This window comes from Haloterrigena alkaliphila, from assembly GCF_017352155.2.
Classification (GTDB): domain Archaea; phylum Halobacteriota; class Halobacteria; order Halobacteriales; family Natrialbaceae; genus Haloterrigena; species Haloterrigena alkaliphila.
This window is the reverse complement of sequence record NZ_CP071462.1, coordinates 1,769,786-1,795,613: the sequence shown is the minus strand read 5'-3', so window position 1 is coordinate 1,795,613 and position 25,828 is coordinate 1,769,786. Positions and strand designations below refer to the sequence as shown.

General features: G+C 55.2%; 19 protein-coding genes and 2 tRNA genes. 10 read left to right on the top strand and 11 right to left on the bottom strand.

Going from position 1 to position 25,828, the window contains the following annotated elements:
- The first annotated feature begins 11 nt into the window (after positions 1-11).
- Positions 12-644 (top strand): HhH-GPD family protein, encoded by a 633-nt coding sequence (locus J0X25_RS27525; RefSeq protein ID WP_207290723.1) that lies wholly within the window; start codon positions 12-14, stop codon positions 642-644.
- Positions 645-713: 69 nt separating this feature from the next.
- Here J0X25_RS27525 and J0X25_RS27520 read toward each other — a convergent pair whose 3' ends face one another.
- Together J0X25_RS27520 and J0X25_RS27515 are read right to left on the bottom strand one after the other, a co-directional pair.
- On the bottom strand, positions 714-1,835 hold the full coding sequence (locus tag J0X25_RS27520; protein ID WP_207290722.1) for a tyrosine-type recombinase/integrase: 1,122 nt from the start codon (positions 1,833-1,835) through the stop codon (positions 714-716).
- Positions 1,832-2,041, bottom strand: coding sequence for a ribbon-helix-helix domain-containing protein (locus tag J0X25_RS27515; RefSeq protein ID WP_207290721.1), 210 nt, complete (start codon positions 2,039-2,041; stop codon positions 1,832-1,834). Before J0X25_RS27515 ends, J0X25_RS27520 begins: the two co-directional genes overlap by 4 nt.
- Before the next feature lie 1,149 nt (positions 2,042-3,190).
- Here J0X25_RS27515 and J0X25_RS27510 point away from each other — a divergent pair.
- The 4 genes from J0X25_RS27510 to J0X25_RS27495 all read left to right on the top strand — a co-directional run bounded on the left by J0X25_RS27510 (position 3,191) and on the right by J0X25_RS27495 (position 8,201).
- Positions 3,191-4,219, top strand: coding sequence for a DUF7961 domain-containing protein (locus J0X25_RS27510; protein ID WP_207290720.1), 1,029 nt, complete (start codon positions 3,191-3,193; stop codon positions 4,217-4,219).
- 91 nt (positions 4,220-4,310) lie between these two features.
- Complete coding sequence (locus J0X25_RS27505) at positions 4,311-5,543, top strand: AAA family ATPase (RefSeq protein WP_207290719.1); 1,233 nt, start codon at positions 4,311-4,313, stop codon at positions 5,541-5,543.
- Positions 5,543-7,294, top strand: coding sequence for a 5-methylcytosine restriction system specificity protein McrC (locus tag J0X25_RS27500; RefSeq protein ID WP_207290718.1), 1,752 nt, complete (start codon positions 5,543-5,545; stop codon positions 7,292-7,294). Before J0X25_RS27505 ends, J0X25_RS27500 begins: the two co-directional genes overlap by 1 nt.
- A 25-nt stretch (positions 7,295-7,319) precedes the next feature.
- Positions 7,320-8,201, top strand: a complete 882-nt coding sequence (locus J0X25_RS27495) for a DUF8172 family protein (RefSeq protein ID WP_207290717.1) — start codon at positions 7,320-7,322, stop codon at positions 8,199-8,201.
- A gap of 429 nt (positions 8,202-8,630) precedes the next feature.
- Here the strand turns inward: J0X25_RS27495 and J0X25_RS27490 are convergent, their stop codons facing one another.
- Both J0X25_RS27490 and J0X25_RS27485 read right to left on the bottom strand, forming a co-directional pair.
- Complete coding sequence (locus tag J0X25_RS27490) at positions 8,631-9,014, bottom strand: DUF8076 family protein (protein ID WP_207290716.1); 384 nt, start codon at positions 9,012-9,014, stop codon at positions 8,631-8,633.
- Between the two features lie 257 nt (positions 9,015-9,271).
- Positions 9,272-11,932 (bottom strand): DUF1156 domain-containing protein, encoded by a 2,661-nt coding sequence (locus J0X25_RS27485; protein WP_207290715.1) that lies wholly within the window; start codon positions 11,930-11,932, stop codon positions 9,272-9,274.
- A 100-nt stretch (positions 11,933-12,032) separates the two neighbouring features.
- Between J0X25_RS27485 and J0X25_RS27480 the strand changes: the two genes are divergently transcribed.
- Complete coding sequence (locus tag J0X25_RS27480) at positions 12,033-13,457, top strand: winged helix-turn-helix domain-containing protein (RefSeq protein WP_207290714.1); 1,425 nt, start codon at positions 12,033-12,035, stop codon at positions 13,455-13,457.
- 122 nt (positions 13,458-13,579) lie between these two features.
- Positions 13,580-15,430, top strand: a complete 1,851-nt coding sequence (locus J0X25_RS27475; protein WP_207290713.1) for a DUF262 domain-containing protein — start codon at positions 13,580-13,582, stop codon at positions 15,428-15,430.
- A 50-nt stretch (positions 15,431-15,480) separates the two neighbouring features.
- Here J0X25_RS27475 and J0X25_RS27470 read toward each other — a convergent pair whose 3' ends face one another.
- Positions 15,481-15,783, bottom strand: a complete 303-nt coding sequence (locus tag J0X25_RS27470; RefSeq protein WP_207290712.1) for a hypothetical protein — start codon at positions 15,781-15,783, stop codon at positions 15,481-15,483.
- Between the two features lie 78 nt (positions 15,784-15,861).
- Here J0X25_RS27470 and J0X25_RS27465 point away from each other — a divergent pair, with 78 nt between their 5' ends.
- Positions 15,862-16,935 (top strand): DUF4238 domain-containing protein, encoded by a 1,074-nt coding sequence (locus tag J0X25_RS27465; protein WP_207290711.1) that lies wholly within the window; start codon positions 15,862-15,864, stop codon positions 16,933-16,935.
- Positions 16,936-16,951: 16 nt separating this feature from the next.
- Here the strand turns inward: J0X25_RS27465 and J0X25_RS27460 are convergent, their stop codons facing one another.
- Positions 16,952-20,146: a DUF499 family protein gene (locus J0X25_RS27460; protein WP_207290710.1), complete on the bottom strand. Its 3,195-nt coding sequence runs from the start codon at positions 20,144-20,146 to the stop codon at positions 16,952-16,954.
- Positions 20,147-20,315: 169 nt separating this feature from the next.
- Between J0X25_RS27460 and J0X25_RS27455 the strand changes: the two genes are divergently transcribed.
- Together J0X25_RS27455 and J0X25_RS27450 are read left to right on the top strand one after the other, a co-directional pair.
- Positions 20,316-22,070 (top strand): DEAD/DEAH box helicase, encoded by a 1,755-nt coding sequence (locus J0X25_RS27455; RefSeq protein ID WP_207290709.1) that lies wholly within the window; start codon positions 20,316-20,318, stop codon positions 22,068-22,070.
- On the top strand, positions 22,063-23,241 hold the full coding sequence (locus J0X25_RS27450) for a hypothetical protein (protein ID WP_207290708.1): 1,179 nt from the start codon (positions 22,063-22,065) through the stop codon (positions 23,239-23,241). The genes J0X25_RS27455 and J0X25_RS27450 overlap by 8 nt, the downstream gene beginning before the upstream one ends.
- A 180-nt stretch (positions 23,242-23,421) precedes the next feature.
- Here the strand turns inward: J0X25_RS27450 and J0X25_RS27445 are convergent.
- From J0X25_RS27445 to J0X25_RS27430, 5 genes are all read right to left on the bottom strand, one after another.
- Positions 23,422-23,528, bottom strand: a tRNA-Ile gene (locus J0X25_RS27445).
- 71 nt (positions 23,529-23,599) lie between these two features.
- Positions 23,600-23,728, bottom strand: coding sequence for a hypothetical protein (locus tag J0X25_RS39800; protein WP_284145200.1), 129 nt, complete (start codon positions 23,726-23,728; stop codon positions 23,600-23,602).
- A 63-nt stretch (positions 23,729-23,791) separates the two neighbouring features.
- Positions 23,792-24,379, bottom strand: a complete 588-nt coding sequence (locus tag J0X25_RS27440; RefSeq protein ID WP_207290707.1) for a MogA/MoaB family molybdenum cofactor biosynthesis protein — start codon at positions 24,377-24,379, stop codon at positions 23,792-23,794.
- Positions 24,380-24,473: 94 nt separating this feature from the next.
- The gene (locus J0X25_RS27435) at positions 24,474-24,941 is read right to left on the bottom strand and encodes a group I intron-associated PD-(D/E)XK endonuclease (protein ID WP_207290706.1); all 468 of its coding nucleotides are present in this window, start codon (positions 24,939-24,941) and stop codon (positions 24,474-24,476) included.
- A 759-nt stretch (positions 24,942-25,700) separates the two neighbouring features.
- Positions 25,701-25,773: transfer RNA gene (locus tag J0X25_RS27430), tRNA-Asn, on the bottom strand.
- Positions 25,774-25,828 lie beyond the last annotated feature (55 nt).

Sequence of the window (25,828 nt, the reverse complement as noted above, 5' to 3'; positions counted from 1 at the left end):
CAAGGTGCGGTATGGCCGATGAAGGCGGCGAGTTCGTAGATGTTCTGCTCGAGTGGTACGCCGAAAACGGACGACACGACTTACCCTGGCGCGATCCGAGCGCCTCGCCGTTCGAAATTTTCGTCGCCGAGCTCATGCTCCAGCAGACGTCGGCGGAGCAGGTCCGCGGCGTTTACGGCGAATTCGTAGAGCAATATCCGACGGCCGGCACCCTCCTCGCTGCTCCGGAGGAAGACGTCGCCAAGGCGATCGAGCCGCTGGGGCTGCGAAAACGGACGGCGTACTTCAGGCGCGCTTCCGCCCAACTCCTCGCGCGTCACGACGGTCGCGTGCCCGACTCGCGATCGGAACTCCTCAATTTGCACGGAGTTGGCGAGTACACCGCCGCCTCGGTGCTGGCCCACGCGTACGGACGGGACGCCTCGGCGGTGGACACGAACGTGGAGCGCGTACTGGCCCGGGTTTTCGGGAGCGAATCGGCGGAACCCGAATCGTCCGAAATGTGGGATCTCTCGGATCGATTGGCGCCCGCAGGTCGGTGCGACGATTTCCTCCACGCGCTCATCGACTTCGGCGCGGCGGTCTGCACGGCGAGGGATCCGAACTGCGAGTCGTGTCCCTTCGAGGCGACGTGCGAGTACTAACCTGAGCGGTCGACCGACGAGTGAGAACCGATCGGATACGGATCAGATACGGATCGATCGACGAATCGGTCAGCGGTCGCCCGAACCGTCGCGTAAAATCTCGTCGAGCACCTCCCGGCGCTGTCTCATCTTATCCTCCTCCGATCTGACGTCATAGTGCAGTTCGATGACCTTCGGCGAGACGTTACACCGGTCGCTGATCACGTCGACCGGCACACCGGCCTGCAACAGATAGGTGATGTACCCTCGTCGGATCGGATGGGGCGTCACGCTCGAGGGACAGCCGGACGCGTGATCAGGGTCCACGGCCGCTTCGCACTCGTCCGGATCTCGGTCGTGCGGGCACTCCCGACCGATGGTACACGGTCGAGACCGTTTGTAGACGTACCGCCGTATCGTCGACTTGGCTATGCGGCCTTGAACCGTCGCGAGCAACGGCTCTCGGCCGTAGTCGTCCGTTACGACCGGCCGCTGGTGCTCGAGGTAGTCGTCGACGACCGCACAGACGTCGTCAGAGATGCCGACTCGGCGCTCGCCCCTCGGCCCGTTCTTGATGGGAGTGTCAGTCTCCGGCCGGTGGACGACATCTAGGTGCGGCTTGTCGGCGTCCGGTCGGTAGTCTCCGACGTCGAGGGTGCGGGCCGCACCCATTCGCATGCCGGTCTCGGTCAGGAGCACCCAGGCGACGTGCTCGATCGACGCGTATTCGAACCGGCGGAGGTATTCGACGATTTCCTTCGCGTCGCTCACGTGTAGCGTCGTCTCCCTCGCGGCTTCCTCGTCGGGGATTGACGGCGACTTGATCTTCTTAAACAGGCCGCTCGGGACCGCGTCGATCGTCTCACACCACTCGACGAAGACCCGGAGAGTATCCATTTGCGTCTTCTCGGTGTTGACGCTGAGATCCTCGCGTCGCCAGACCCGATACTCGTGGAGGTCGCGCGCGGAGAGGTTGTTGAGATTGTCGATCCCCTGCTCGGCGCACCAATCGACGAAGAAGCCGAGTCGGGACCGGTGGGAAGCGACGGTCGACTTGCGGCACTCGCGCGCCTTGTCCTCGACGTAGAGCTCGAGCGCTTCTTCGGGCTCGGTCGGCTCGAGGGTTGCTTCCGTCGCCTGTTGAAGCTGTCTGAGAAGCTTCTCGGTGTCCGTCTCGTCGGCAATTTCGGGAACACGGTTGGTTCGACTCATTCGAATAGCTCCTCGACGAATGCGGCGAGCGAACCGTCCGGGTAGAACGCTCTAATTCGATCCGGATTTTCGTCGACATAGTACTCGACCGCACGAGCGACCAGCTTCGATTTCGTGAGATCGTTCTCGTCGGCGGCCCGATCGAGTCGCTCCGCGAGGTCGATCGGCACTCGGGCCGCGACCGGCTTTGATTGGTTTGGGACCATACTCCCGCCGTTCGACTACTGCCATATAACTGGACTATTTAATTGGCGGATGGGAGAAAACCGTCAGACTGCGTCCCGTTATTGGCGGCTGAATTGGTGAACGCGAAATTGGAGGAGGCGATGATCGCTATTTGTTTCCCCCCATTCAATCTCGTATAATCGTCTGGGAGGTAAGTCGGTAGCTCGCGCGCGATCGAGTGGGGCGATTTTAGGGTCCGAACCCCGAAATCGGTGAAATTCGGCCAATTAATTGGTCGAATTCGTGGGTTCGGCGTTTGATAGTGACTCAGGCGGAGAAGGCAGTAACAGATAGCGTGAGTCCGAGTCACACGGTAGTATCGTTAGTCAATGCGGCTGCCAGTAGGAGAGATCGACCTCGAAACGGGTCGGTTTCCGATCTAATACTGCGAATTAGGGTTTGAGAGGAGGTGTACCAAACTCGAGTGGCGGACCGGGTTCGATCATCGATTCTGGCCAAAGCCAACGAGCGATGTCGACGTTCAGGGCCAATGGCCGGATCCAGTCATCGGATTTCCGAGTCGATTAACACCTCATCGGAGAGCGACCGTTCTCAGCGGTCGAACTGGTAGATTCGGACCAGTGACGAAACGGAAAGTCTGGATACCATTGAGTCGATCACGTATCGCGGATCGGATTGGTCGGTACGATAGCCATCGAACGGGGAATGGGTCCGTCGTCAATTCACACTGGATTCGATAGACCGTAAAGCGGTGATGGCAAAGGCGGTCGACGACAGTTCGTCGGTAAAACCGGCATCCTCGTCGGATGAAATGGCAGAATCTAGTTTTTGATAGAAGTACGAGTAGTCGGAAGCTTCATTCGAATCATCTCGCCGCAATTGTCGGGTCCATTTGTCGGACCACAAGCCGGGTTCCGAATCGGACCGGATTACTTACCAGTGGCACGTAACATCGCGTAACATGGCGAATCTACTCTTTTCGACGTACACGCAAGGGGAGAACCGGGTGACTGCGACACTCGTCTCCGTGCTGTAGAGACCGACAGATCGCGGAAAGAAGGAATGGCCAGGGTCTGCCGTGAAATAACGGATTGCTGCCCGCGGAAACGATGGAGGACAAGCTATTACGAACGCAAAGATTCATGTTCGCCGTATTTGATATACGGCCGATGTATCGGTACACCCCCGATAAGATCGATCACGAGCGGGCCCACCATCAAGCGGTCATTCAAGGAGCGGACGACCTGGACGTGAAGCGGATCGGCAATCTCGGAGAACTCGCGTTCCACGAGTTTTGTCGGGAGTATCTGCCCGTCGAGATGTGGGAGTGGAAAAACGAGGAGGCGATCCGACGGTGTAACCCCGAAAGCTTCTCGGGGCACGATTTCGAGGTCTTCGGCTACACGGTTGACGTGAAAACGTCTCGTGACGTCTCTGCGTTCCTGCCCGAGTCGCTCGTCGAGCGAGATCCCGATGACGACATTGCGGTTATGGTCTGGCACCGGGACAACGAGGATAGTCTGATGTTGCTCGGGTGGGAGCGACTGGAGACGCTCAAGTCGAAGGTCGAGTCGGAAACGAAGTACTCGGGTGAAGCTCCGGAAAAGCTCGATCACCTCGCCGCACGACCGATGAACGAATTGATCGATCTCGGTCCGAACACCGCCCACATGAACCAGAAGCCGGAGAATCCGTACCAGCCGGGCGATCGCGTGGTGAAAGCCGGAGACGAAGATCCGTCAGTGGGGGTCGTCGTCGAGGTGATGCCCCCGGAGAAGAATACCGGAGCGTTCGGTCAGGAAATGGACGGGGAAGCTGTGAGGGTTGCATTTCCGAGCTCACTTGATAAAGGACCGGCCGACTGGCGAGAGTATCATCCGGCAATTCTGGCTTCGTACTGCCACGATACGGACATCAAACTCTGGACGTACAAACACGAGAACCTCGAGTTCGCCGAGAATCCGTACGTGCCGGGAGACCGGGTGATCAAGACTAGTCATAACGATCCAAATACGGCCGTGGTGGTCGAGAGTGAGAACGTCGGTGACGAGGATGCGGTCACCGTCGCGTTTCTAGGTGACTTCGAAGAAGAAGGTGTCTGGCCTTCGAAGCTGGCGGAACACTGTGAAGAGAACGGGATCAAATGCTACACCTACACGTCTGAGGAACTCGAATACATATCAGGCGAAGCCGCTTGAGAAGATCCGACCTATACGGACCAGGGATCACTTCTCGTCGCTACTCCCCTGGCAAATAGGCTTTTAATGCCGCGCTGATAGTGTAGGGACAATGAGCAACTCATCTGGGGACGGGTATACGTACGAGCAGGCGGAGGACGACATCGAAATCCTTCAACGGGTCGCGGGTGAGACGGTAGAGGCGATCAAAAACGCCGAAGACGAGCGGGTGATCGAATTCCTCATCAAAAAGAAGGAGTTGGATATTCATCACGACGGGGAACGCGGTCTCGGACAAGTCCGTCGAGCCGTCTTAGAGTCTGAGATCGCTTCTGACGAACTCAAACGGATCGTTAGCCTTCGCGGTGACGACACACCAACGGACGTACTCGTTCCCCGCGACGTCTATCAGAACGCAATGGTCGCTCTCGAGGCCGGGAAACCGGTCGTTTTGTACGGACCAACCGGTACGGGGAAAACGACTTTCGCCAAGCAACTCGCCCGTGAGACGGGCATCGGATACACCCTCAACACCGCAACGCCGTCTTGGACTCCTTCGGACATTATCGGCGGGATCAGCCCTGACTACACCGGAGACTCGCTAAGCTATCGGACGAAACTCGGTTGCGTCTCGGAAGCCGTCCAACGCGCTCGAGAGTTCGACGTCAAGTACGGCGTCATTCTCGACGAAATAACGCGAGCGGACATCTCGAAGATCTTCGGACCGCTGTATACCGCAATCGAGAACCCTCACCAGACGATCTTCGAGACGGACGACGGGAATACGATCGAGCTCGACGAGCGAGTAAACATCATCTGTACGATGAATATGTCTGATCGGACGGTGAATGAGCTCGACAACGCGATCACTCGTCGCTTCGCGATGATCGAACTCGACGAGTACGAAGAGGACAAACGACGCCAGCTGTTCAAGAGTTGGATCGACAGTCACGTGAGCGAGCAGACGGACCTCGACGACGATTCGATTCTTCACCTGTTCGAACGCGACTACCAGGGAATCAACTACGGCAACGAGTCGACGTCGCAAGGTCCGATCATGCGATTCGGACCGATGCACTATCGTGACGTGGCGGTCTTCCTCGGGGTCGCCTGTCGAGAGGGAGGGCAGTACGAATACGAACAGACCGACGCGGTCGGACAGGCGTTTCGGACGTACATCGTTCCACGGCTTCTCAACTCGGCAGCGTTCCCTCAGGTGGAGCGGATCGCCGAGCACTATCGGTCGCTGAACGGTGAATTCGAGGAGTTCGACCTTTCGCCCGCCGCGGAACTCGCCGAACGAGAACTCGAGCAAGAACGCCGCCAGATGGGCTCGTACGAATAATGAGTAGCGTCGACGGCGTCTACACGTACGGACGGGACACGTTCACCGTTCCGGAACGGGGAGAAATCCTGATAGAGGATTGCCCTTCGTCGATCACCGATCAGCTCCGGCGGGCGTCTTTCACCCAAGAAAGTCCGGGCGTATTCACGAAGAGCCAACAGGCCCTCGAGTCCGATCGCGATTACGACGTCGTGAAAGTCACCGTCGACGGTGACGAACTCCGAGTCGCTGCGACGGATATCATCGGGATCGTGAGCCTGACGCCATCGTCGAAAGTCCAAGTCGATCCCAAGATCGATTGGGAGTATATTTTCGATATGCTGCTCGCGGTGTACGACCAAAACCGGTCGATCGAGTACCACGGACTCCCGCTACAAGACTTTCTGTCCGACGATATCGACCTCGACGACGTCTTCGTCGTCCTCGCGATTAACTACCTCGATGGCCTCGAGACGATCCATCGTCACGGGTTCATCCGCGACCTCATTATTCGCCGACTCGATAGCCTCGATGGGCGCGGCGAGATCGACGTCGAACAAACCCTCCTCAATCACGTTCGCGGAACGATCGAACCGCACTGGATCCGAAACGAGACCGAGTACAACAACGCGGCGAACTCGCTACTACACTACGCCGGAAAGACGCTGCTTCGACTCTTCCAACAGAAATCCACGGAGAACGATCATCTCGCGTACGATCGAATCTTTTCGGAGATCCACCGAGAGGTCGCACGGCTCGAGCGGTTAGGCGTCGGTAGCGAACTCGAACGAATGGACGAGTACCGTCGGCTCTCGCTCGGTGACTTGCCGAAACAGCGTCAGTACTACCGGAAAGCGTTCGACGTTTCGAAGGCGATCATGTCCTCGTCGCTCGGCCAGCAGCTCAAAGACGGTCCGCGCGAGCTGGTGGTTGATTACGTTCTGAACATGGAGTCGCTGTTCGAGCAGTATTCCCAAGTCGTCATCGAGAGACAACTCGGCTCCGTCAAATCGTACGATCACCTCGACGAACTGGACGACGTGACACCGGTTCGCTCGCCGTCGGTGAATCCGTTCGACGACGAAGAGAAGATCCGTCACCAACCGGATCACGCGATTCAGGCAGGCGACGAGACGATCGCAGTGCTCGACTCGAAGTACTACGCGGAAGGTCACGATCCCGTCAAAGAGTCTCCATCGCGGTCGCGGTTGTTTAGTTACGCCTACCTTCTCCACGCCGATCATCTCGGGTTCCTCTGTCCGCTGTTACGTCCGAAACGTCGAACCGTTACGCAGACCGGCGCCGAACTGAGCGTTATTTCGCCCTCCGAGGGATTCTCTCTCGAGGAATACGATCAAGCCGTCCACGAGTACCTCTACGACGTACTGGTCCGCGATTATCCCGAACTCGAGGCGTTTCGGGCGGTCGCGGAGAACCGACTGTGCTTAGACGGCGTCGACGAACGCGATTTAGTTCGGTCAAAAGCGATGAGCGGCCCGTTCGCGTTCAAAGATGCGCGGGACTTCTCGCTACGCGTCATCAAGGCTGCGGCGGACGAGTACTCGTACGCGGTTCGAAACCGATACGACCTCGAGCAGGACGGAGAGTGGACGCGAGATCAGATCGAGACGAAGTGCGGACAGTACTACAAACACACGACAACCTGCGTCCCCGTGTTTCGACGAGAAGACGGCGTTGAATTGATCGATCTGTACTTCATCGAGAACGGGTCGGGTGACGTCGAGGTCGAGGGACCGTTGAAACTACTATGAGCACGTGCGTATTCCTCGCTACGAGATGGTAAACCGCGTCTTCTATCACCACGAGCGAGATAAACAGTTCTCGCTAGATTTCGTCAATCCCGATCTCCAAGCGGTTGGCCAGCGCGTCGTGAATTACGACGGCCACAAATCAGTCAAGGTCGAGGAGTACGAGTTAGATCGGACCGTCTACGTCGTCTATACCGCATCCGGAGCGAGTGGACCTGCCGATGCGATGGAGTACGATTTATCCGAGTACATCCAATCGCTGTCCCCTGCAAATAGCGTCATTGCGACCAGGCTCGTCGAAGTCTTCAGAAACGTTCTCGAGGAGAACTACGAAGAAGAGGGAAAGCGCGTCCGAGCCTACAAGGACATCTCCGCCGAAGACATCGCACCCGCGCTCAACCAAGTCGATTGGGAGGGGACCGCAACCGAAGTTGCGGGTCGACTCGCGTCGAATCTCATTCTCAAGCATCCGCTACCGAACGCGAACCATCGAACCTCGATCGGGATGGCTCAACTCTACCTTCGTCGAGTGGATCCGGATTTCTCCATGCCGGATACGGCAATACAAGTGGACGGTGCGGCCGAGTACGATTGGATGGAATGGGTCAATGACTACATCAATCGGTCCAAACGACTCGTAACCGTCCGACGGAAGGGAGATCGCTTCAAGTATCTCGAGAACTTCGGGTGTGACGTACTCGAGCGAAAGCACGAAATCGAGATTCGGCTCGATAACTACGAATTGGATATGCAGCCCAGCGAGAGGTGGAGACACTACGCCAAAAAACACGAAGAGCTCTGGATCGAGTTCACAGAGGATGCCGTTCGCCGGACGGGAAAGACCGCTCTTCTCGAAGCAGACGCTCTCTCAAAGCACGAATTCGCAGCGGAACTCAAAGACCTCGAGTAAGATTAATCCTGGAGCCGCGCGACAGTCCGTCCGGTTTCTTCGACCTCTTCGCTACGGCTCATTTCGAGACGTTCCTCTAATTCTCGGACGGTATCTTCTAGGCTCATATCTCTAGGTGGTTCACTAGGACGCATAAATCCACTGGTGCAACGGTGGCTTTTGAGAGCACGATTCTGTCATCGTATATCGGGGCGATTTTCGGCGGATCTTTCGGATCGTACGTTGAGACAATTGTCCCGGACGTGTGCCAATGAAGACGATCCGGAATAAGGTGCTCTCGTCCCCCCTTCATTTACCACCTTCTCTCGAGTACTTGAAAGAGCTAGGAGAAATGCTGTCCCGATCTATACGATTCGCAGCCGGATAATCGAGCCGATTACTGACTGGCTTAGAAATCACTCCCGTTTGGACCGATCAGACGACGCGAGCTTAGAACGGTACGACTAACCAGTCCCCGTCTTCTTTCCGATCCATTTGCGAGCCGAAGACGTCCCGTAGCGAGTAGAGCGTTCCGTCGTATCGCAGATCGTACGTCTTCCCGGTCCGGTGGAACGATCCTTCGATCGCGAACTGGATCGTCGGGCTCTGGTACTCCAGGTCGTTCGCTCGTTTGTCCATCTCGAGGGCGAGCTGGTCGATCAACTCGTCCTCTTCGAACGCGTCCTCGAGGCCGACGACGCAGAGTTCGTTGGGGACGTCGTCCGATCGAAGCTGCTCGATGAACTCGGCGATCGGAACTTGATGATCAAAGGTGTCATAGGCGCCTTTGATTACGAGATTGTATCGTCCGGGGATTTGTCCAGGGCCAGCCATTTTCGGACTATAAGGTGTAGAGACTTTTAGTCGTTTCAGTGTCGTAGGCCGTTTACCGCAGTGAAAAACGAGCACCCTATTCATTCTCCGATATGAACATCATATCACTGGGTCTACATTCGCATATCTCATCACTTGGGTCATTGTAGCATTCCTCAGATGTGGGTCAGACGGTTCTCTACAGAGAAGCCGAACCTCATTCGTACCCCGCACGGTGACGAAAATCACGACAACAAATCCCGACTTCAGGCCTGTAGTTAGTAACTCGTGATATCCCGATCGCCGAGCACTCGAGTGTACGTATCGTCCCCGGTCACGTCTGCGAGCCGGCCGGCGAGTTCTCGGAGGTCGTCATCAACGCCCCACTTATCGACGTAGTTCTGGACCGCCTGCCCCTTGTCGTAGCGGTACCGGAGGAACTGGAGCTTGTCGAGGTTCGAGAGGTGATCGCCGCCGTCGCCGTTGGCTCGCTCCTCAATATACGCCCGACGCTTCTCGTTGTCCCACGTCCCCAGTTCGAAGCCGTCGTCCTGGTTGTAGAGGCGCATCTCCTTGAGGTCCTGGGGCGTCGCGTTCGTGCCGCGGCAGAGTTTGTTGACGTCGTCGAAGGAGGGACTCGGAGTGTCCAGCAGGTCAACAAACACATCTTCGACACCGATGTCGCTGGCTTCCTGGATGATTCCGTAGATTTCCTGGACGACCTCCTTTGCGGACATAATTTCTCCGGCGCGCTGCACCTTGCCGTGGTGCTTGGAGTACTCGCGGAAACACGCGCCCATCTCCATCACGCCGATGTCGCCGCGGGAGAGGTCGCGGTTCTCTTCAAGTTGCTTGCGGGTACGACGGGCCGTGCGATAGATGTCGCGGCGGAGCGACTTCCACGAGGCTGGTTCGGTGTCGTCGAGGGGACGGGCGACAACGATGATGTCGAAGGAGACTGCTTCGCCACCAATGAACTTGTTAATGTCTGCGGTGATCGGGTACGTCGCTGTTACCTCGAATCCGACGTTACAGAGCGATTCGAGAAGTTCTCCCCACGATTCGGAGTCGCTGTGATGATAGGTAAACGTGAGTGACCCGTCGTCCTTAAGTGAGCGCTTGATGACCGCGAAGGCTTGTCCGAGTTCGGATTCGAAGTCTTCGGAAGTTTTCTCAAGGTATGGATTCGTGACTATCGACTCCGCACGAGGCGTTTTGTCTTGGTCGAATCCGGGATACTCGTCTTCGAGAAGTACCTTCTGCCAGACGTAGAAGTAGTCCGCCACCTCGGAGTAAATGATGTTGTCGTAGTACGGAGGATCAGTGATGACGGCGTCAAACTCGTCTTCGTAGTCAAGTTGACGCATATCGCCTTGGTGAATTTTAGCGGATTCCCCGATAGGATGTGAGAATTCTGGCGTTTCTACGGTCTCACCGTTCTCTACGTAGCGTTCGGTGGGTGAATTTGCGTATTCGACGCCTGTCTTCACCATTTGAAACATAGAACTGAACGTCCCGCTCCCCCACTTAGCGCCCCACACGTTATTTTCAACTGGATAGGTCGGTGGTGTGAAAGAGTTATTTCGGAAGAAATCTCCAATTTTATTGTATGTTGTATTATATGACACCATCTTATTCGTATACCGTAGAGACTCAGAAGCCGCTAAGAGAAGGTATTCAGAGAGGTTCTGATCGTCCACAGATTCGATTGAACGAAATAGCTTAGCGAGCGACAGTAGTTGACGCTCTGTGAACATATCCTGCCAGGTCTCGTAGCCATGTTGGAACACGTCGTTGCCACTGATCGATGAAGCCGCAGTTATAGCACCCTCTGGGATGTCTTCATTGGGAACGTACTTATGCAGTGCGTCACTTTCTTCCCACTCACTCTTTGCTTCCTCGAAAAGCTCAACGTCGTAGCTTTCTACCTGCTTGTACCCCTTGTAGGCGCTCTTATCTTCGCCCGCGTTGTCACAATGTTCGCAGTAATACTCTAGAGCATAGAGGCGCAAGTCGGGAGGTCCTTGTTCTTGAATTGCGTCCGTGATCGCGTACTTCTGGCCACAGTCTGGACAGTTGTACTTCCCGCCACGTGAAACGTTTCCTTCCTTCGGAACGAAACCGTGGCCGCAGTCGTTACAGACACTCTCCGACTGCCAGTCATCTACCAAAGTGACCGAACCACAGTCCGGACAGAGAATGTTGTACTTGTCATCATTCTCGTAGCGCCCTGCGGCGACGCGATAGTCCTTAAACAGCGGAACTGTATGTCCACAAGAGACACAGTCCAACTCCTTTACCCAGAAGTTGTACATCACGTCGGCCTCGTGATCGCCGTTCGGACAGGGTGTCTTGTAGTATTGCGTAATCTCGTCGGCAACATCCAGTTTCACCTTCTCGAAAGCCTCTTCAAGTTCTTCGACGTCGGTCTGCCCGGCTTCGAGTTCCTTCTTCGTAACGAACCACGCAACAGGATTCAGGTCGTTGCCGACGACCTCAGCGCCGAAGCGTGACGCCTCGACAAGCGACGTGCCGCCGCCCATGAATGGGTCGAGAATCTTCTTGTCCTCGATGCGGACATCCTTCGGATAAAGCTCCCAGAGACTCTCCGGGTCGGTCATATCTACACGTTCAAGTAGTGAGGCGATGTCGAGGTCAGACTCGCCACCAGTGTCGTCGCCGTAATCAGCAAGTGTACTGCCCTCGTGACCGGGCTCGAACACCTGTACTTTCTCCGGGTCGTCAAGTAGCGTGTAGAGAGAAATAGCACGGAAGACACAGCCCAGGCGTCGCGCCCACCACTTATGCATCGTGTAGATTGGGCGATAGTACATCTTCGCCCGTCCCTCTTTTTCAGCAATCTCGTTGACCCGTTCGATGGGAAACCCTCTTTCGATAGGGAGTTCCGTTCGACGTTGTTGTCCCGAGCCATCAGGCATAGTAGTTAATCCTCAAGGGTTTCCCTATCCGTATATTTGTTTGGGAAGTTCCGTTGTCTCCCCATAGCTATTATGACCTCCTCAAACAAAATATCGGTCAATGAGTGTCGCGGATCCGTTTGTGAATAGGACATCAGAACTGAATCGTATGCGCAACGGTCTACGTCCTGAATCAGATGCACAGATGTATACTGTCTCAGGCCCTAGCGGTTTTGGAAAAACTGCTCTTCTTGAAGAGTTTGCAGTGAAATGTGAATCAGAAGAAATCCCCGTGATTTGGTATGAGATCGGTGATCCAGATACAGTACAAATATTTTTCCAACGTCTATTGGAGACCTGGGAGGAAGAATTTCCGGACTCAGTAATAGATCGTATAAAAGAAGAACTTTCCCCAGCAGCCGTAAGATCAATAGCGAGAACCACCTCACCTATTGATCCATCCGGAGGAATAGGGAGTACTGCGATTGGTGCTATCTTAGCGAAACTCTTCAACTCTAGTGAAGATATAACGGCAACAATTGATCCTGTGTCTTTTCTTCTCGACATCATCGGTAGCGAATCAAAAAAACACGAACAGATCGCAATAATAGTAGATCAGTATGATGTGGAAAGACTAGGGGAAAAACGAGCGGAAAGATTTGATGCCATCTTCCGTGAAATTGCACGCGATCTCCCGGAGAACGTTACTTGGTATATCGGATCTTCTCGACATATTCCTAATGAGCCTGAAAATATATTACGTGTGGCAGTAGGTGAGTTAGACGATTCTGCGACAGAGAGATTAGTTCATAAAAGAGGCTTCTCTCCAGAAGGAGATGTAATCGGTGAAATCTATAACCGCACCCGTGGTCACCCCTTTGTTATAGATAAGTTATTGAAGCTCGCTGATAATAATGGGCTGGAGAACGCCTTGAATGACAGCCCTCTTAATGAACCAGAGCTAATTCAGTACTTAGAAAGTAGTCTCCTCAATCAATTGTCCGTTGAGGAAGAACAACTTCTTCGTGATTCATGTGTTCTTCGGGAACTAAGACCACATTTGTTGAGCGAGATGACAGACCGAACCTCGGCAGAAGTCAGACAATTGTTATCAAATTTGCATCAACGTGCGATTGTAAAACGACGGGTGACTGCAACCGGTGAGACCGTTTTTCGCTGCCATGATCTACAACGTGATTATATTATTGAAAACGAATCCGCACGTGAAAAACGAAGAGGTCATCTAAAAGCAGCTCAAGCATTCCTAATCCATGCGGGTGAATTTTGGAATGATACCAACAAACCTGCCTCAAGTGAGGAAAAACAAACTCTAAGTCAGTATCTGGAATACATGGCTAATTTCGATTATCAGCTAGGACAGGTTAGCAACCACTATGGCTTAGACCACTGCATCGAGCAAGTATTGTCTGATATAGATGACTTAGAGAGAACCTTGTCAATTAATGCTATTGAGGAATATTACTCGTCAGGATTAAGTGATGAAAATAATCTTGACGCAGATACCGTTTTAGACGCCATTCAGTAAAACTGTCTTCTATACTCTTTGTGAAGGTACTATTTGAATAAAATGGCAGCACTATATCGAACACTCTACTACTATCTTCTGAGTAAGAGGATTATTTATGATTGCGTCGACAGCATTGTGCTATGGGGTTTCAATCGACTACGATCGCGAAGGTCGTCCCAAAGCTGAACGAGTCGATCTTCGTACCCGCGATCCAGCGGGAGTTCGTCTGGGGTCCGGACCAAGTAAAACAACTCTTCGACTCAATCCTCCGAGAGTATCCGATCGGTTCGTTCCTCTTTTGGGAGGTCAATGGAGAACAGGTTGAACAGCAGATTAAATACCGCTTCGTTCAGAACTACGTCGAACGCAGTATCGTCCAATCCGAATTCTCGGACGCCCACCATCACAACCCGAAGCTTCAAGACGGATTTGGGCTGCCCAACGAACTCACACTGGTTCTCGACGGACAACAGCGCCTAACAGCACTCTATATCGGTCTCACTGGAACGTACATCGTAAAGAAACCGTATTTCCCAAACGCAGAGCGCGACTCCTACGAGCGTAAGCGGCTCTATCTAAACTTACTCTCTGATCCCAACCAAGTGAGCAATGACGAGCTGAAAATGCGCTATGACTTCCAGTTCAAAGCCGGAAACGTCGAACAATCCACGGAGAACTATTGGTACTGGGTAGGGGACATCCTCGAGGCCGAAAATTTGATGGACGCAATGGCGATCAAGGACGCTCCTGAACTGGAGGAACTCCCGCCAGAGAAAGAGAGCTACCTTCAGAACAATATTATGGCTCTTTACAATACGATCCACAATAACGACATCATCAACTTCTATCCCGAGGACACCAGCGACAACGAACGTGTTCTAGATATTTTCTTGCGTACGAACGAGGGCGGGACGCAGCTGAGCAAATCCGAAATCCTCCTTTCGATGGCGACGGCACAATGGACGAGCGATACGAGCGATCCGCTCGACGCTCGAGAGGCGATCACCTCTTTCGTCGACGAGATTAATCACACGTACAGCGATGCTGATTTCGGACTCGGTATTGACTTCGTCCTAAAGACACTGCTAGTACTATCGGACATCTCCGCCGAGTACCGTATCGCTAATTTCACAGACGAAAACTTGGCAGCGATACGACGGACGTGGGAGGAGGGCGACTTCGAACCGGCCGTCCGCCGAGCCTTGAACTTCCTCGTTGAAGTGGGAATCGACGGCCGAAGCCTGACGAGTGACAATGCGATTATTCCGCTCATTTATTTCTTCCACGCGAACACCAATCCCGACGTTCAATGGACGTCGATCGAAGGCAGACAGACACGAAAACGGATCTACTTCTGGCTCACGTCCGCCCTATTGAATAGTGCGTTCACCACTCGACCTGACCAGGTCCTCGACCGATCTCGCAAAGCGATTGCCGATGCGCCAGCGGATGAGTTCCCGTTATCTCAGATTCACCGTGAGATGAACAGTCTCGGGAAAGTCGTTGGCTTCGATGAAGAAGTAGTTCAGGGACTTCTCGACAGTACGTCGTATACCCGACAGAAAATCTACCTCTTCCTGTCACTCATCTATTTCCCCAACACACTCAACGAAAATATCGAGTACGAGGTCGACCACATATTCAATCGAGACCGGTTAGACGAAACCGATCTCCGTGTTGACCATGGGTTAGACGCCGAGACTGCAAGGCGGTGTGAAGAACTCAAGGATCGTCCCGGAAACCTGCAACTGTTGGGTCAAGACGAGCATTTCGACAAGGGAGAAAAAACGATTGCAGAGTGGCTCTCTGAACGTACAGACGAGTATCGGGAACGGCATCTGATCCCGGAAGATGAAACGTTACACACGCTCGAAAAATTCCCGGATTTCGTCGAGCAGCGGGAACAACTGATTAAAGAACATATTGTAGACACATTCCGCAATACATCCCGCGAAGGACCCGAACAGTCTGTATCTCCTCCAGCAGAATAATCTATTTCGACTATCTGATGAATGATGGATTGAATAATCTCGATAAACAGTTATACGTTCCTACGCCATTTGATACTCGCGACAACTGCACCAATGACGACTGCTAGACCCACATTCAAACCTACCTCGGAAAACCCAGCCGCCGTCAGGAATTCGTTTAACGGAAACGGTGTTAGTTTCGAGATATAGTAATTAGCTGCCACCCGAACGGCGTATGCAGCATCTCTATACACGGTTACTGCCTGGAAGAATTCGAGGGCGGTCAGAATTCCGCTTCCAAAAATATACATCGGAAATGCGTTGAACAGAATATTTCCGAGTCCATACTTTATCATCCCTGAATTTTTACTCATATCTAACACTCCTTCTCCGCTGCTATCAAATATGCTGAATCAATATTTATTTGATTATTCAATGAGGAGTATCTGTTTGTGCCTCCGAAGAAGTCCCAGCATTACGTCCCTCGTCACTACCTCGCCTTCTTTAACGACGATGATCGAACTGGATATTTACCGATCTATCACCTCGAGAGCGGTCGCGAATTTGAAGAGCGTATCGCGAAACTCTGCACTCGAAACTATTTCTATGAGGAGGGGCGCAAACTAGAGGACGCCTTCACTAGAATCGAGAACGCTTACTTACCGGTTCTTCGGAAAATACGTAAAACGGAATCGTTAGACGGTCTATCCCAAATGGATCTCCGTCATCTTGGCGGGTTTATCCTCTTTCAACGTGCCCGGACTCGGGGAATGCGGATTGCTCTCGAGGAAATCGTTCAAATACTTGGTGAACGAATCGCGAGCGGTGAGCTGGAAAGAGACATTCCAGACGAATCGGTTGAGTTACTGCGGACAAGCCCGGAGAAGTTCAGCCGCCGCCTCCATATGCGAAAGCTCTTCGAAGCGTTCTCCTGGTATCCGTTGCTCAAGGGACTCGAGCCGTTATTGGTGGTCAATGAATCTCCGTCTGAGTTCATCGCGAGCGATCACCCGATCGTCCTCGACAATCCCTACTTCCGAAACGAGCCAGCGTACGCCATCGGTCGTTGGGAGAGCTGCGGGTTGCAAGTATTCTGTCCACTCGGTCCCGATCTTCTACTACTTCTATACGATCCGGAATGCTATCAACTTCGAGAAGAAGGAAATCGAATTACGGTGTCTGATTCCGCTGTCGTCGAACGAATTAATAACTTACAACTGATTCATTGTCTCGACTTAGTTTGTTACCGTACGCCTGGTCGGCGTGAGGAGTTCCAACGACGACAGAACACGCTATCCGAGTATACCGGGTATCCTGTATACTACATTGACGAATTCGATGGTGACGACTTATTCAGCAACGACGAGAAGCCCCTTGAGATGCCCTGTAACCATATTTCTGAGTATTCACCTCGGCTACCGTTTTTCAATCATCGAATTGGTGTTGATCTCAGGCCGGGGCGACACCTCGACACTCCGTTTATTCTGGACTCAACATGGTCAATATTGGATCGGTTGCGCGATTAAAATGGACTGTATCGAGTTACTCGAAGCTGATCTCGATCTTCAGACTCGAGGCTTCGTCCGGCATCAGTTCGAATAGATCCTGCACCTTCGTGTACTCCTGTCCGGAGTTCAGCGTCAGGTTCACCTGCGTCCGCTCGACGTCGACGGTTCCCTGAACGGCTCCGGGAACTCCCTCCTTGTCCGGGAGCATGAACGTGACGTCGCCGTAATCGACCGCACCGTCCTGGTGATTGTTCCGCCACTTGCGACGCAGCTCCACCACGTCGTCGCCGTTGTACTCGAAGCGCCAGCCGCCGGACTCGGGGATGCGGAACGGATAGCCGTTCACCCAGTCCGTCGCCTTCTCCGAGCCGGTCGGTCCGACGACGTACTCCGGGTCGTCGTCGCGACCCAGGTGCTGAAGCAGGAATGTCTTCACCGAATCTTCGGTCACGCTCTCGTCGAACCGATCGGCGACCTTCCCGACCGTAAACTGGTCGCCCGGCTCGCGACCCTCGATGTACTCGAGAATCTTCCCCTCGATTCGCTCGGAAACCGTCGGAACGAGTTTGACCCTCGTCGGGTCCCGGTCGCCGAGCGACTCGAGATAGCGCCCGCCGGCCTCGAGAACGTAGTCGTCGACCAGGAAGTCGTTCACCGCCTCGAGCGTCTCGGACTCGGTCTCGTCGGGGGGGAGGAAGACCGATTCGTCGGCGCGTATTTCACCGACGATCGTTTCGAGATTGGCGTAGCCGTGTTTCTCGACGTGTGCGTCGATCCGCTCAGAGATTTCCGACGCACTGATCACCGTCGCGTCGCCGACGTAGCGCAAGGTCGCGTCGGGTTGTCCCCTGTCGAGGATTTCGTTCCCGCGAACGATGACGTACTGATCGTCCTGGCTCAACCGACCGATCGCCCGCATCACGATATCGCGACTATCGCCGTCGATCCAAATGTCGTTGTTCTCGAGTAACTCCAGTTCGAGGTCGCCGATATCGATCGCTGTCGTTCCGCTTCCGAAACGCTGTCTGAGATCTTGCTCGACCTCGTCGACGTCCCAGATATCGATTCCGTCCCTGTGGACGAGGACCGTGTCGAGCGAACTCCCCGTGAGTTCGTCGCGGAATCCGCTCGAGTCCCGAGCGAGCACCGGCTTGTCTTCGAGCGCTTTCACGGTCGCGTTCAGTACGTCGTTGGAGCTTCCCGGGATCGGGCGCTCGGGATCGCGAAGGAACTGTTCGTACACGTCCTCGATCGAAATTTCGCCCCTTCGCTCGAGTAGGTCTTCGACGATCGGCCAGACCTCCGTCTGGAGGTCGTACGGATCCGCCGAAGCCGAGTCCGCGATGTTCGAAGCGCTCAACTCGTCCCCCTCGACCACGAATACGTCGAGGTCCATCGGGGCGACGAGATCGAACTCGTTCAGTAGATCGTCGCCGTCGAGTACCTCGCCGTAGAGGAGCTGCAACTCTTCTCGGAGTTCGTTCTCCTCCTGGGACTTCATCTCGCGGATCGATTCGCGAATCTCGCCTTCTAACGACTCGTCCGCGAGTACTTGCCGCGCTCCTTCGATGTATCGGGCTTTGTCGATGTATCGCGTCCCCGACTCGATCGCTTTCTCACCGGACGGCTGCACGAAGACGAACGTGTTTCGCCACTCTCGCCCTCGGCCGTCGTTCGTGATGACGCGCTTGACCTCGTCCTGCGTCCACCGGCTATCCTTGACGACGACTTTCACGTCGCGGCCGTCGGGAATTTCGCGAATGTCGTCTGTCCGAAACCCGACCGGGTAGGTATTCGAGCCGAAGATCCCTTCGATGATGTCCGCGATCTCGGCTTTTGCCGACCGCTCTGAGACGTCGACGGCCGCGTTCCTGATGAGCGCGTTTGGATTCTGTCGGTCGCGGATCGCGTACTTTCCGTTGAGTTTGTGGAGGTGCCAGGCGACGCCGTGGAGCCGCTCGAGGTTGAGTACCACGTCGGAGATGAGATCACCCGTGTGGTACGCACCCATGACGATCTCGGACACGTCCGCACCTTCACCTTCGCTCGGCTTGAGTGAGTAGAGGAGGATCGTATTCAGCACTCGGCGACCGTGCGGAACTTCGGCCTCGTCGACGCGGTTCTTGATGTCGCCGGTTGCAGCGTTCAACCGCTCGTAATTGATCTTCGCTAACTCGTTTTCGAACTCGATCGCGTCGATATCTCCGTGCGTGATGAGATCGGTTTGATCGCGCATCTCGAGCAAAACCTTCGAGAAGAGGTAGATCATCCCGCGCGTGTTCTGATTACCCTCGTCGGCGTAGTAGCGCGTCTCGAGGGCATCGAGCAGCACGGGATGGAACGGATAGAGGTCGTGCATTTCGGAGAGCAACCCGTCGGGAATGTCGACGTGATCGCCCTGCTCGTACGCGTCGAAGTACCCGTTGACGATCTCTCTTGCAGCAGCTTCGTCAACCGAGTCGATCAGGCGGTGGCGAAGCACTTCGCGCTTGTCCACCTGATTGTTCATGTTGACTTCGACCGCCTGTTCGCGGTTCAAGATGTTGTGGACCTCGGATCCCTCGCGCAGAACGGAGACGATCGTATAGAGTTCGAGATCGGAGAGCGCGGTCGACTCCAGTAGCGCCTGCAAGAATCCCTGATTCGCGCTCCTTCGATCTCCGCTGAGCGTATCGAACCAGTCCTCGAGTTCGTCGACGAAGAACGCGACCGTCTCATCGCCGACGGCGTCCTGAATGGTCTGCATATCGGGATAGCCGCCGGATTCGTAGGTCCCCGGATCGTAATCGAGGCCCTCGAAAAACGGTTCCCAGAGGTGCTCGTACTGCTCGTTCTGCATCGCGACGGTGATCGGGGCTGCTGTATCTGGTAGCGAGTCCGCGAAGCCATCGATTCCGTCCGCCCACGAACCTGCAGAATCCGGATCGTTGAAACAGTGATAGAGCGCGACCATCTGGTGGGACTTCCCGCTGCCGTACGGCCCGTAGAGGATGTGCGTTCCTCGAGGGTCCTCGCCAGTGAGCGCATCGCGGAGAATCGTGAGCGCTTCCCGAAGACCGTTGGTCATCATCGTGCGCTCGAAAAAGAGATCGGCGTCGGATTCGAACTCGTCCTCGTCGTCGACGTTGTACAGTTTGACCTGCCCGTCGATCTGCCCCTCTTCCCGTAGCTCGCGGCTCAGCGTAACCGTATCTTCGAGCGTTCGGGATAGTGTCTCACTTTCAGCCATTAGTCACTGTCTAGACTTCCACATTTAGGGGCAATAAACACTGTGGTGAGATGATTTCGCGAAGTTTCGATCGGATCTCAGATATCACTCTATTCCGTCGGGGATTTTTCGATCTGTAACGGGAGAATCGGACCCAACGTATTTAGAGAACAACTGACTTGGCTGTCACATGGACGGATACGACCTCGTCGACATCGAGGTCACGCACGAAGACGCCGATGCGTTCGCCGATTCGACGGTAGATCCCGAAGCGGGCGAGAATCATCTTCTGACGATCCAGGCCCTTCGACTTCAGGCTGGCCAGCCGGACAACGAAATGCGGTCTCTGAGGGAACTCGAGGAAGAGTCCGTCAAGATGCTCGAGCATCAGGTGGACGCAGCCTACCGAGCGCTCTTTGAGATGGACGGAAAGGCGCTCCTCGCGGATGAAGTCGGCCTCGGAAAGACGATCGAGGTTGGGATGATCCTCAAGGAGATGCATTATCGGGATACCGACGACTCGGTACTCGTATTGACACCGGCGCAGTTGGCGAAGCAATGGCAGGCCGAACTCCTCGAGAAATTCGGTCTCGACTTCGTGTGCAACTACGACGACGAATTCGACGGGTTCGACGCACACGATTACGTTATCGCAAGCATCGACACGGCGAAAAGCGACCGCCATCGCGACGATGTCCTCGCTCGAGATTGGGACGTACTGGTGCTCGACGAAGCACATTACGTCAAAAACGAGGAAACGGACCGATACGATCTGATCGATAATCTCTCCTATCACTACGCGTTTTTCCTGACCGCGACGCCGATTCAGAACGAACTAACCGATCTCTACAACATTATCTCGCTCCTTCGTCCTGGGCTGTTCGGAACGCGAGACGCGTTTCACCACTATTTCATCAATAGCGATCAGGAAACCCTCGTGAACCGGAACGAACTTCAGACTCGGCTCAACAAGGTGATGATTCGAAACAGACGAGCCGACACGGATATCGACTTCACCGAGCGGAAAATAGACACGCGCACGTTTGATCCCACTCCGAAAGAGCGGGAACTCTACGACGCCGTATCGGAGTACGTTCGTGGGGCCTACAGCAAAGATCAGGGTCAGAAGCTCGTCCTCATGCTTCTCCAGAAAGAGGTCGTTAGCAGTCCTGCGGCCCTCCGTGGAACGATCGAAATGCGCTTGGAGGATCAATCCGAGCTCGCACAAGAGAGCGAACTCGAATCGATACTCGATTTGATCGATAGCATCGACGCGGTCACGAAGCAAGAACGACTTCTCGATATCGTCGAAGAAGCCCGTGAACACGTCGAGATGGGGCGCGTTATCGTATTTACCCAGTTTAGAGCGACGCAGCGACAAATCCTCGACAAACTTGCGACCGAAGGATACACCGTTCACGCGTTTCACGGCGGGCACTCGAGTCAAGAGAAAGAGGACATCGTGAAAAACTTCGAAGAAGAGGGTGGAGTGTTAGTTTCTACGGACGCGATGAACGAAGGACGCAATCTCCAGTTCTGTAATATTATGGTCAACTACGATCTCCCGTGGAATCCGATGAAAGTCGAACAACGAATCGGACGAATCCATCGGATCGGACAAAAGCGAGAGATATACGTGTTCAACATGGCGCTCAAGGACACCATCGAGGAGTACGTTCTCGATCGTCTCTTCCATAAGATCGACCTATTCCAACAGAGCGTCGGCGAACTGAGCACCATCCTCACTCGCCTGGAGGAATCCGGTACTAACTTCGAAGACGAAATCTTCGAACGGTTGGTCTCCGCCGATTCGGAAGTTGACTTAGAGAACGATTTCGACGCGATGGCCGTGGATTTGCAGGAGCAGCGTGAACTGGCGGATAAACTCGAGGAGTTCAACACTGGTGTCTTCGAGGGCTTCGATCTGGGGGCGAGCGATGACTGACGCTGCAGTCCCTATTACGCAATCGGCCGTCGAACAGTTCACTCGACGATACTTCGAGTCGTTCGACAGTTCGATCGACGTGAATGGTGATCAGTGGCTGGTCACCGTTCCTGACGGTGCGAATACACCCTTCGCAGGTGAAGAACTCAACCTCAATTGCTCGGCGACTGACGCTGAGGTTGACGAGAACGGCGAGCCACTCAACCCTGAGAGTTCCTTTTTTCAGCAATTGGTTGAGGACGTCTCGACGGAGTCGCCTCTCGGATGGATATCTGTTACGGTAGATACCGAAGGAATTCAATTGCCGCAATGGATCGCAGAAGATCGAATCGAAGTCGCCGAGAAGGCGTTCACACCGTATTACGATCGTACGGCGGTTGCCCTGCTCTTCCGAATTAGTATCGAGACGGTAAGCGAGTATCAGACCGAACTACTGCGGGCCATTACGATCGACACGCAATCGAGTAAACCGCTACCCGGACTGACTGACACGTATCTCAATTCGACGAACGTGGATCGTAATCGGCTGGCGGATACGTCTATTGAGAAGACTCCCGAGAAAGTCCGGGATGTACTGGACGAAGCGCGAAACGAAGTTCGTGACGCGATCCAACCGGAGATAGACGAAGTTCACGAGAACGCTTCTCGAGCCGCGGATCGCGAACTCGAAGAATATCGTCAGCTCCAGCAGCAGCGAATTGAGGAATTGGAAGAAGAGATAGCATCGTTGACTACCCGAATTGACGAGTTAGAGCGGACCGTTCAAGAGACAACGGAGCGAGACGAGCGTGCGGCCTCACTGCGAGAACGGAAGGAGCTCAGAGCCCAGCAACAGGACCTCGAAGACGAGGTGGCTGATATTCGTCACCGTCGGGAATCCGGATTTCCGAAGAAGCAACTCGAGATCCGCGATCGACACGCCTTGAAGGTGAGAATTACGCCAGTGGCAGCGACGGTGATCCAATACGAACGGGGAGAACTCGATCTCACCTTATCCGCTGGTTCTGTGGAGCGATCGCTACGAATCGGGTATGGAGGCGGGATCGGTGCGACGGAGACTGTTTCGTGCGACCGCTGTAAGGCGACACTATCAGAAAGGAATCCACTCCACTCGATTAGCACTGGAATTGTCTGTTACGAATGTGCGGTAAGCGAGCCCCCAGAGAGTTAGTGCCAACATAGATTCATTATCCCTAACGATTATAGGCTATCCCCACTACTTGGATCCTAGCGAACCGCACGACGGCGCCGACCCCCGTTCAAAAAATGAACGGACCCTAAACGGCTTACGACGCGTCGTTTAAATACACCCCGACGCCGTCCCTTGGATTCGAACCATCCAGAATCCGGATGGGCCCTGACGGATTCGAACCATCGACCACTCGGTATCCCACACGACCTCACGACGTCAGATCGCGTTATGAGCCGAGCGCTCTAACCAGACTGAGCTAAGGGCCCTTCATCGGGTAGAAATCGCGCGTTCTAATTAACGCTTGCTGTCCGGTTCGACCGGAAGAAAAATGGCAGCGTTACGCGGTCAGCGCCTCGAGTTCCTCGTCGCTCAACTCTGCCTCCAGTTCTTCCCGGTCGTGGGACTCGAGAACGTCTTTGCGCTCGTCGGCCTCGAGTTCGGTGACGGATTCGATGTGGTGACACATAGTACTCGAGGATACGCCCGTGAAGCGGATAAATGCTGGTTCAGGTGAGCCGACTGGTCTGCTCTACTCCTGATACTCCTCGAGCGTCGGATCGGTCGTCCCGGCGCGGTGGCGGGTCGCCAATCCCGCGAGGTGGGGCACCTCGGGGACGATGAGTTGCTCGCAGGCCGTTTCGCAGGCGCTCGTGCTCCCCGGGAGACAGAAGACCGGCGTGTCGACGGCGATTCCCGCCGTCGCGCGGGAGGCCATCGCGCGGGTGCCGACCTCGTCCCAGGAGAGCGACCGGAACAGTTCGCCGAATCCGGGCAGTTCGCGCTCGAACAGCGACGACGTCGCCTCCGGCGAGACGTCGTCCGCGGTGACCCCAGTCCCCCCGGTCGTGAGCACGACGTCGACGTCCCGCCGTGCGACCAGCCCGCGCACCGCCGTCCGGATCGCGGAGTAGTCGTCCCGGACCAGCAGCCGCTCCTGAACCTCGTGGCCCTCGGCCTCGAAGCACTCCTGGATCGTATCTCCGCCCGGATCGTCGGGATCCTCCTCGGCGGCCTGTGCGCGCGAACTCGAGACCGTCACGATCCCGACGTAGAGCGGGTCGATGACGTCGTGGCCGTGATCGTCCGTGCTCCGTCGGTCGTCCCTGTCGGTTGGCATACCGTCACTTCCTCGCTCGAGGTCGTTAATCCCTCGCCCGTCCCGACGGATCGACGCGCCGTCCGACTCGCTCGAGCCGGCTACTCTGCTCGAGTTACGACGGCGGCCACCGTAGCGCCTCGAGTCGCTCCTCGAGCAGGTACTCCTCGGCCCAGTCGATCCCGGCTCGCTGGCCGTTCTTCGGTCCTCGGAATCGGATCTCCATCGTTCCCGTCGCAGCGTCGGAGACGGGGATCAGGTACCGGTTGTCGTTGACCGGATCGTAGACGGCGAAGTACTCCGCGCGGCCGGTCTGGCCCTCCGGGCCGTCCCAGTTGTCCGGTGGCCGTACACTGGCCGTCTCGAACGCGACCGTCCCCGCGCTCTTTCGATAGGCCGTCTCACACCGGATTCGGTGGAACCGTCCGCCGACCTCCGCGACCAGATCGTACGGCTCGTCGTGGGTCGGTAGCAACACGGGAATATCGTGCACCGCAAACGCCGCCCGAATGATCGCTTCGGTCGCTCGGCCGCGTTTCTGTGGCTGCTCGAGGTTCTCGTAGCAGGTCGTTCGATCGAGCATACACGGACTCGCCGCTCGATTCGGTATAAACCACAGCACGAAGACGGGGCCACTCCTGCGGTGGCGCGCGCTGTACCGCGGTGAACGGCTAGTGAACCGCGGCACGAAGTCGTGCGAGGTCTTCGCGAGTTCAACGAGCGAACGGCCCGGAAGACGCGGAGCGTCTTCCGTTGGATGAGCGAGTGAGCCTGCGAACGAGCGAATCGGCTGGGGAGGGCCTGGAGATCCCTAGTGTCCACGATAGGAAAGGGTTCGCGGCCACGACGAATACTCTCGAGTCAACACAGTCCCCTCCTCGGAACTGCGAACGACTCGAGACACGTGTCGAAAAAGTCGGAGTCGAGACGCGAACACGCCAGACGTTCTGGAATGATCGCTTCGCTGTGTTCCAGACTAGGACGTATCTGGTCGAATTTGGCTGGTTTCGCTGGTATTCTCATTGGATTCGCTCGGAGCGATCGCTCCTCGCGAGTAGTTGGTTTCGTAAAAGCGCGACCGGAACGCTACGCGTTCCAGTCAGCCCGAAAATTTCTCCGATATGTGTCGGACGCCGAAGCCAGGACTCGAACAGATGCGAGACGTTCCTGCTCGCTCACTTCGTTCACTGCGCGGTCGTCGGTGCGGAACACCGACTGCTCGAGGGATCTGCGATCCCTCGCTGGCTGCGACTCGCGTGTTCGAGTCCTGTTTGTCTCGCTGTTTTCTCTCTCGTATTTGCTCGGAGCGACCGCTCCTCGCAAGCATTCGTCGAGAAAACAGCGCCGAAGCCAGGACTCGAACCTGGGACAACCTCGTTAACAGCGAGGTGCTCTACCATCTGAGCTACTTCGGCTCATCCTCTGGTAGTCGAGTGCATTTGATAGGGCTTTCGTTTTGCTTGCCCCGGG

Coding starts and splice junctions, on each gene's coding strand:
- J0X25_RS27495 (WP_207290717.1), top strand. CDS start 7,320: ATGGTAAACCGCGTCTTCTATCACCACGAGCGAGATAAACAGTTCTCG.
- J0X25_RS27500 (WP_207290718.1), top strand. CDS start 5,543: ATGAGTAGCGTCGACGGCGTCTACACGTACGGACGGGACACGTTCACC.
- J0X25_RS27510 (WP_207290720.1), top strand. CDS start 3,191: ATGTATCGGTACACCCCCGATAAGATCGATCACGAGCGGGCCCACCAT.
- J0X25_RS27485 (WP_207290715.1), bottom strand. CDS start 11,932: ATGCCTGATGGCTCGGGACAACAACGTCGAACGGAACTCCCTATCGAA.
- J0X25_RS27475 (WP_207290713.1), top strand. CDS start 13,580: ATGGGGTTTCAATCGACTACGATCGCGAAGGTCGTCCCAAAGCTGAAC.
- J0X25_RS27440 (WP_207290707.1), bottom strand. CDS start 24,379: ATGCCAACCGACAGGGACGACCGACGGAGCACGGACGATCACGGCCAC.
- J0X25_RS27490 (WP_207290716.1), bottom strand. CDS start 9,014: ATGGCTGGCCCTGGACAAATCCCCGGACGATACAATCTCGTAATCAAA.
- J0X25_RS39800 (WP_284145200.1), bottom strand. CDS start 23,728: ATGTGTCACCACATCGAATCCGTCACCGAACTCGAGGCCGACGAGCGC.
- J0X25_RS27450 (WP_207290708.1), top strand. CDS start 22,063: ATGACTGACGCTGCAGTCCCTATTACGCAATCGGCCGTCGAACAGTTC.
- J0X25_RS27455 (WP_207290709.1), top strand. CDS start 20,316: ATGGACGGATACGACCTCGTCGACATCGAGGTCACGCACGAAGACGCC.
- J0X25_RS27515 (WP_207290721.1), bottom strand. CDS start 2,041: ATGGTCCCAAACCAATCAAAGCCGGTCGCGGCCCGAGTGCCGATCGAC.
- J0X25_RS27435 (WP_207290706.1), bottom strand. CDS start 24,941: ATGCTCGATCGAACGACCTGCTACGAGAACCTCGAGCAGCCACAGAAA.
- J0X25_RS27480 (WP_207290714.1), top strand. CDS start 12,033: ATGAGTGTCGCGGATCCGTTTGTGAATAGGACATCAGAACTGAATCGT.
- J0X25_RS27470 (WP_207290712.1), bottom strand. CDS start 15,783: ATGAGTAAAAATTCAGGGATGATAAAGTATGGACTCGGAAATATTCTG.
- J0X25_RS27520 (WP_207290722.1), bottom strand. CDS start 1,835: ATGAGTCGAACCAACCGTGTTCCCGAAATTGCCGACGAGACGGACACC.
- J0X25_RS27460 (WP_207290710.1), bottom strand. CDS start 20,146: ATGGCTGAAAGTGAGACACTATCCCGAACGCTCGAAGATACGGTTACG.
- J0X25_RS27505 (WP_207290719.1), top strand. CDS start 4,311: ATGAGCAACTCATCTGGGGACGGGTATACGTACGAGCAGGCGGAGGAC.
- J0X25_RS27525 (WP_207290723.1), top strand. CDS start 12: ATGGCCGATGAAGGCGGCGAGTTCGTAGATGTTCTGCTCGAGTGGTAC.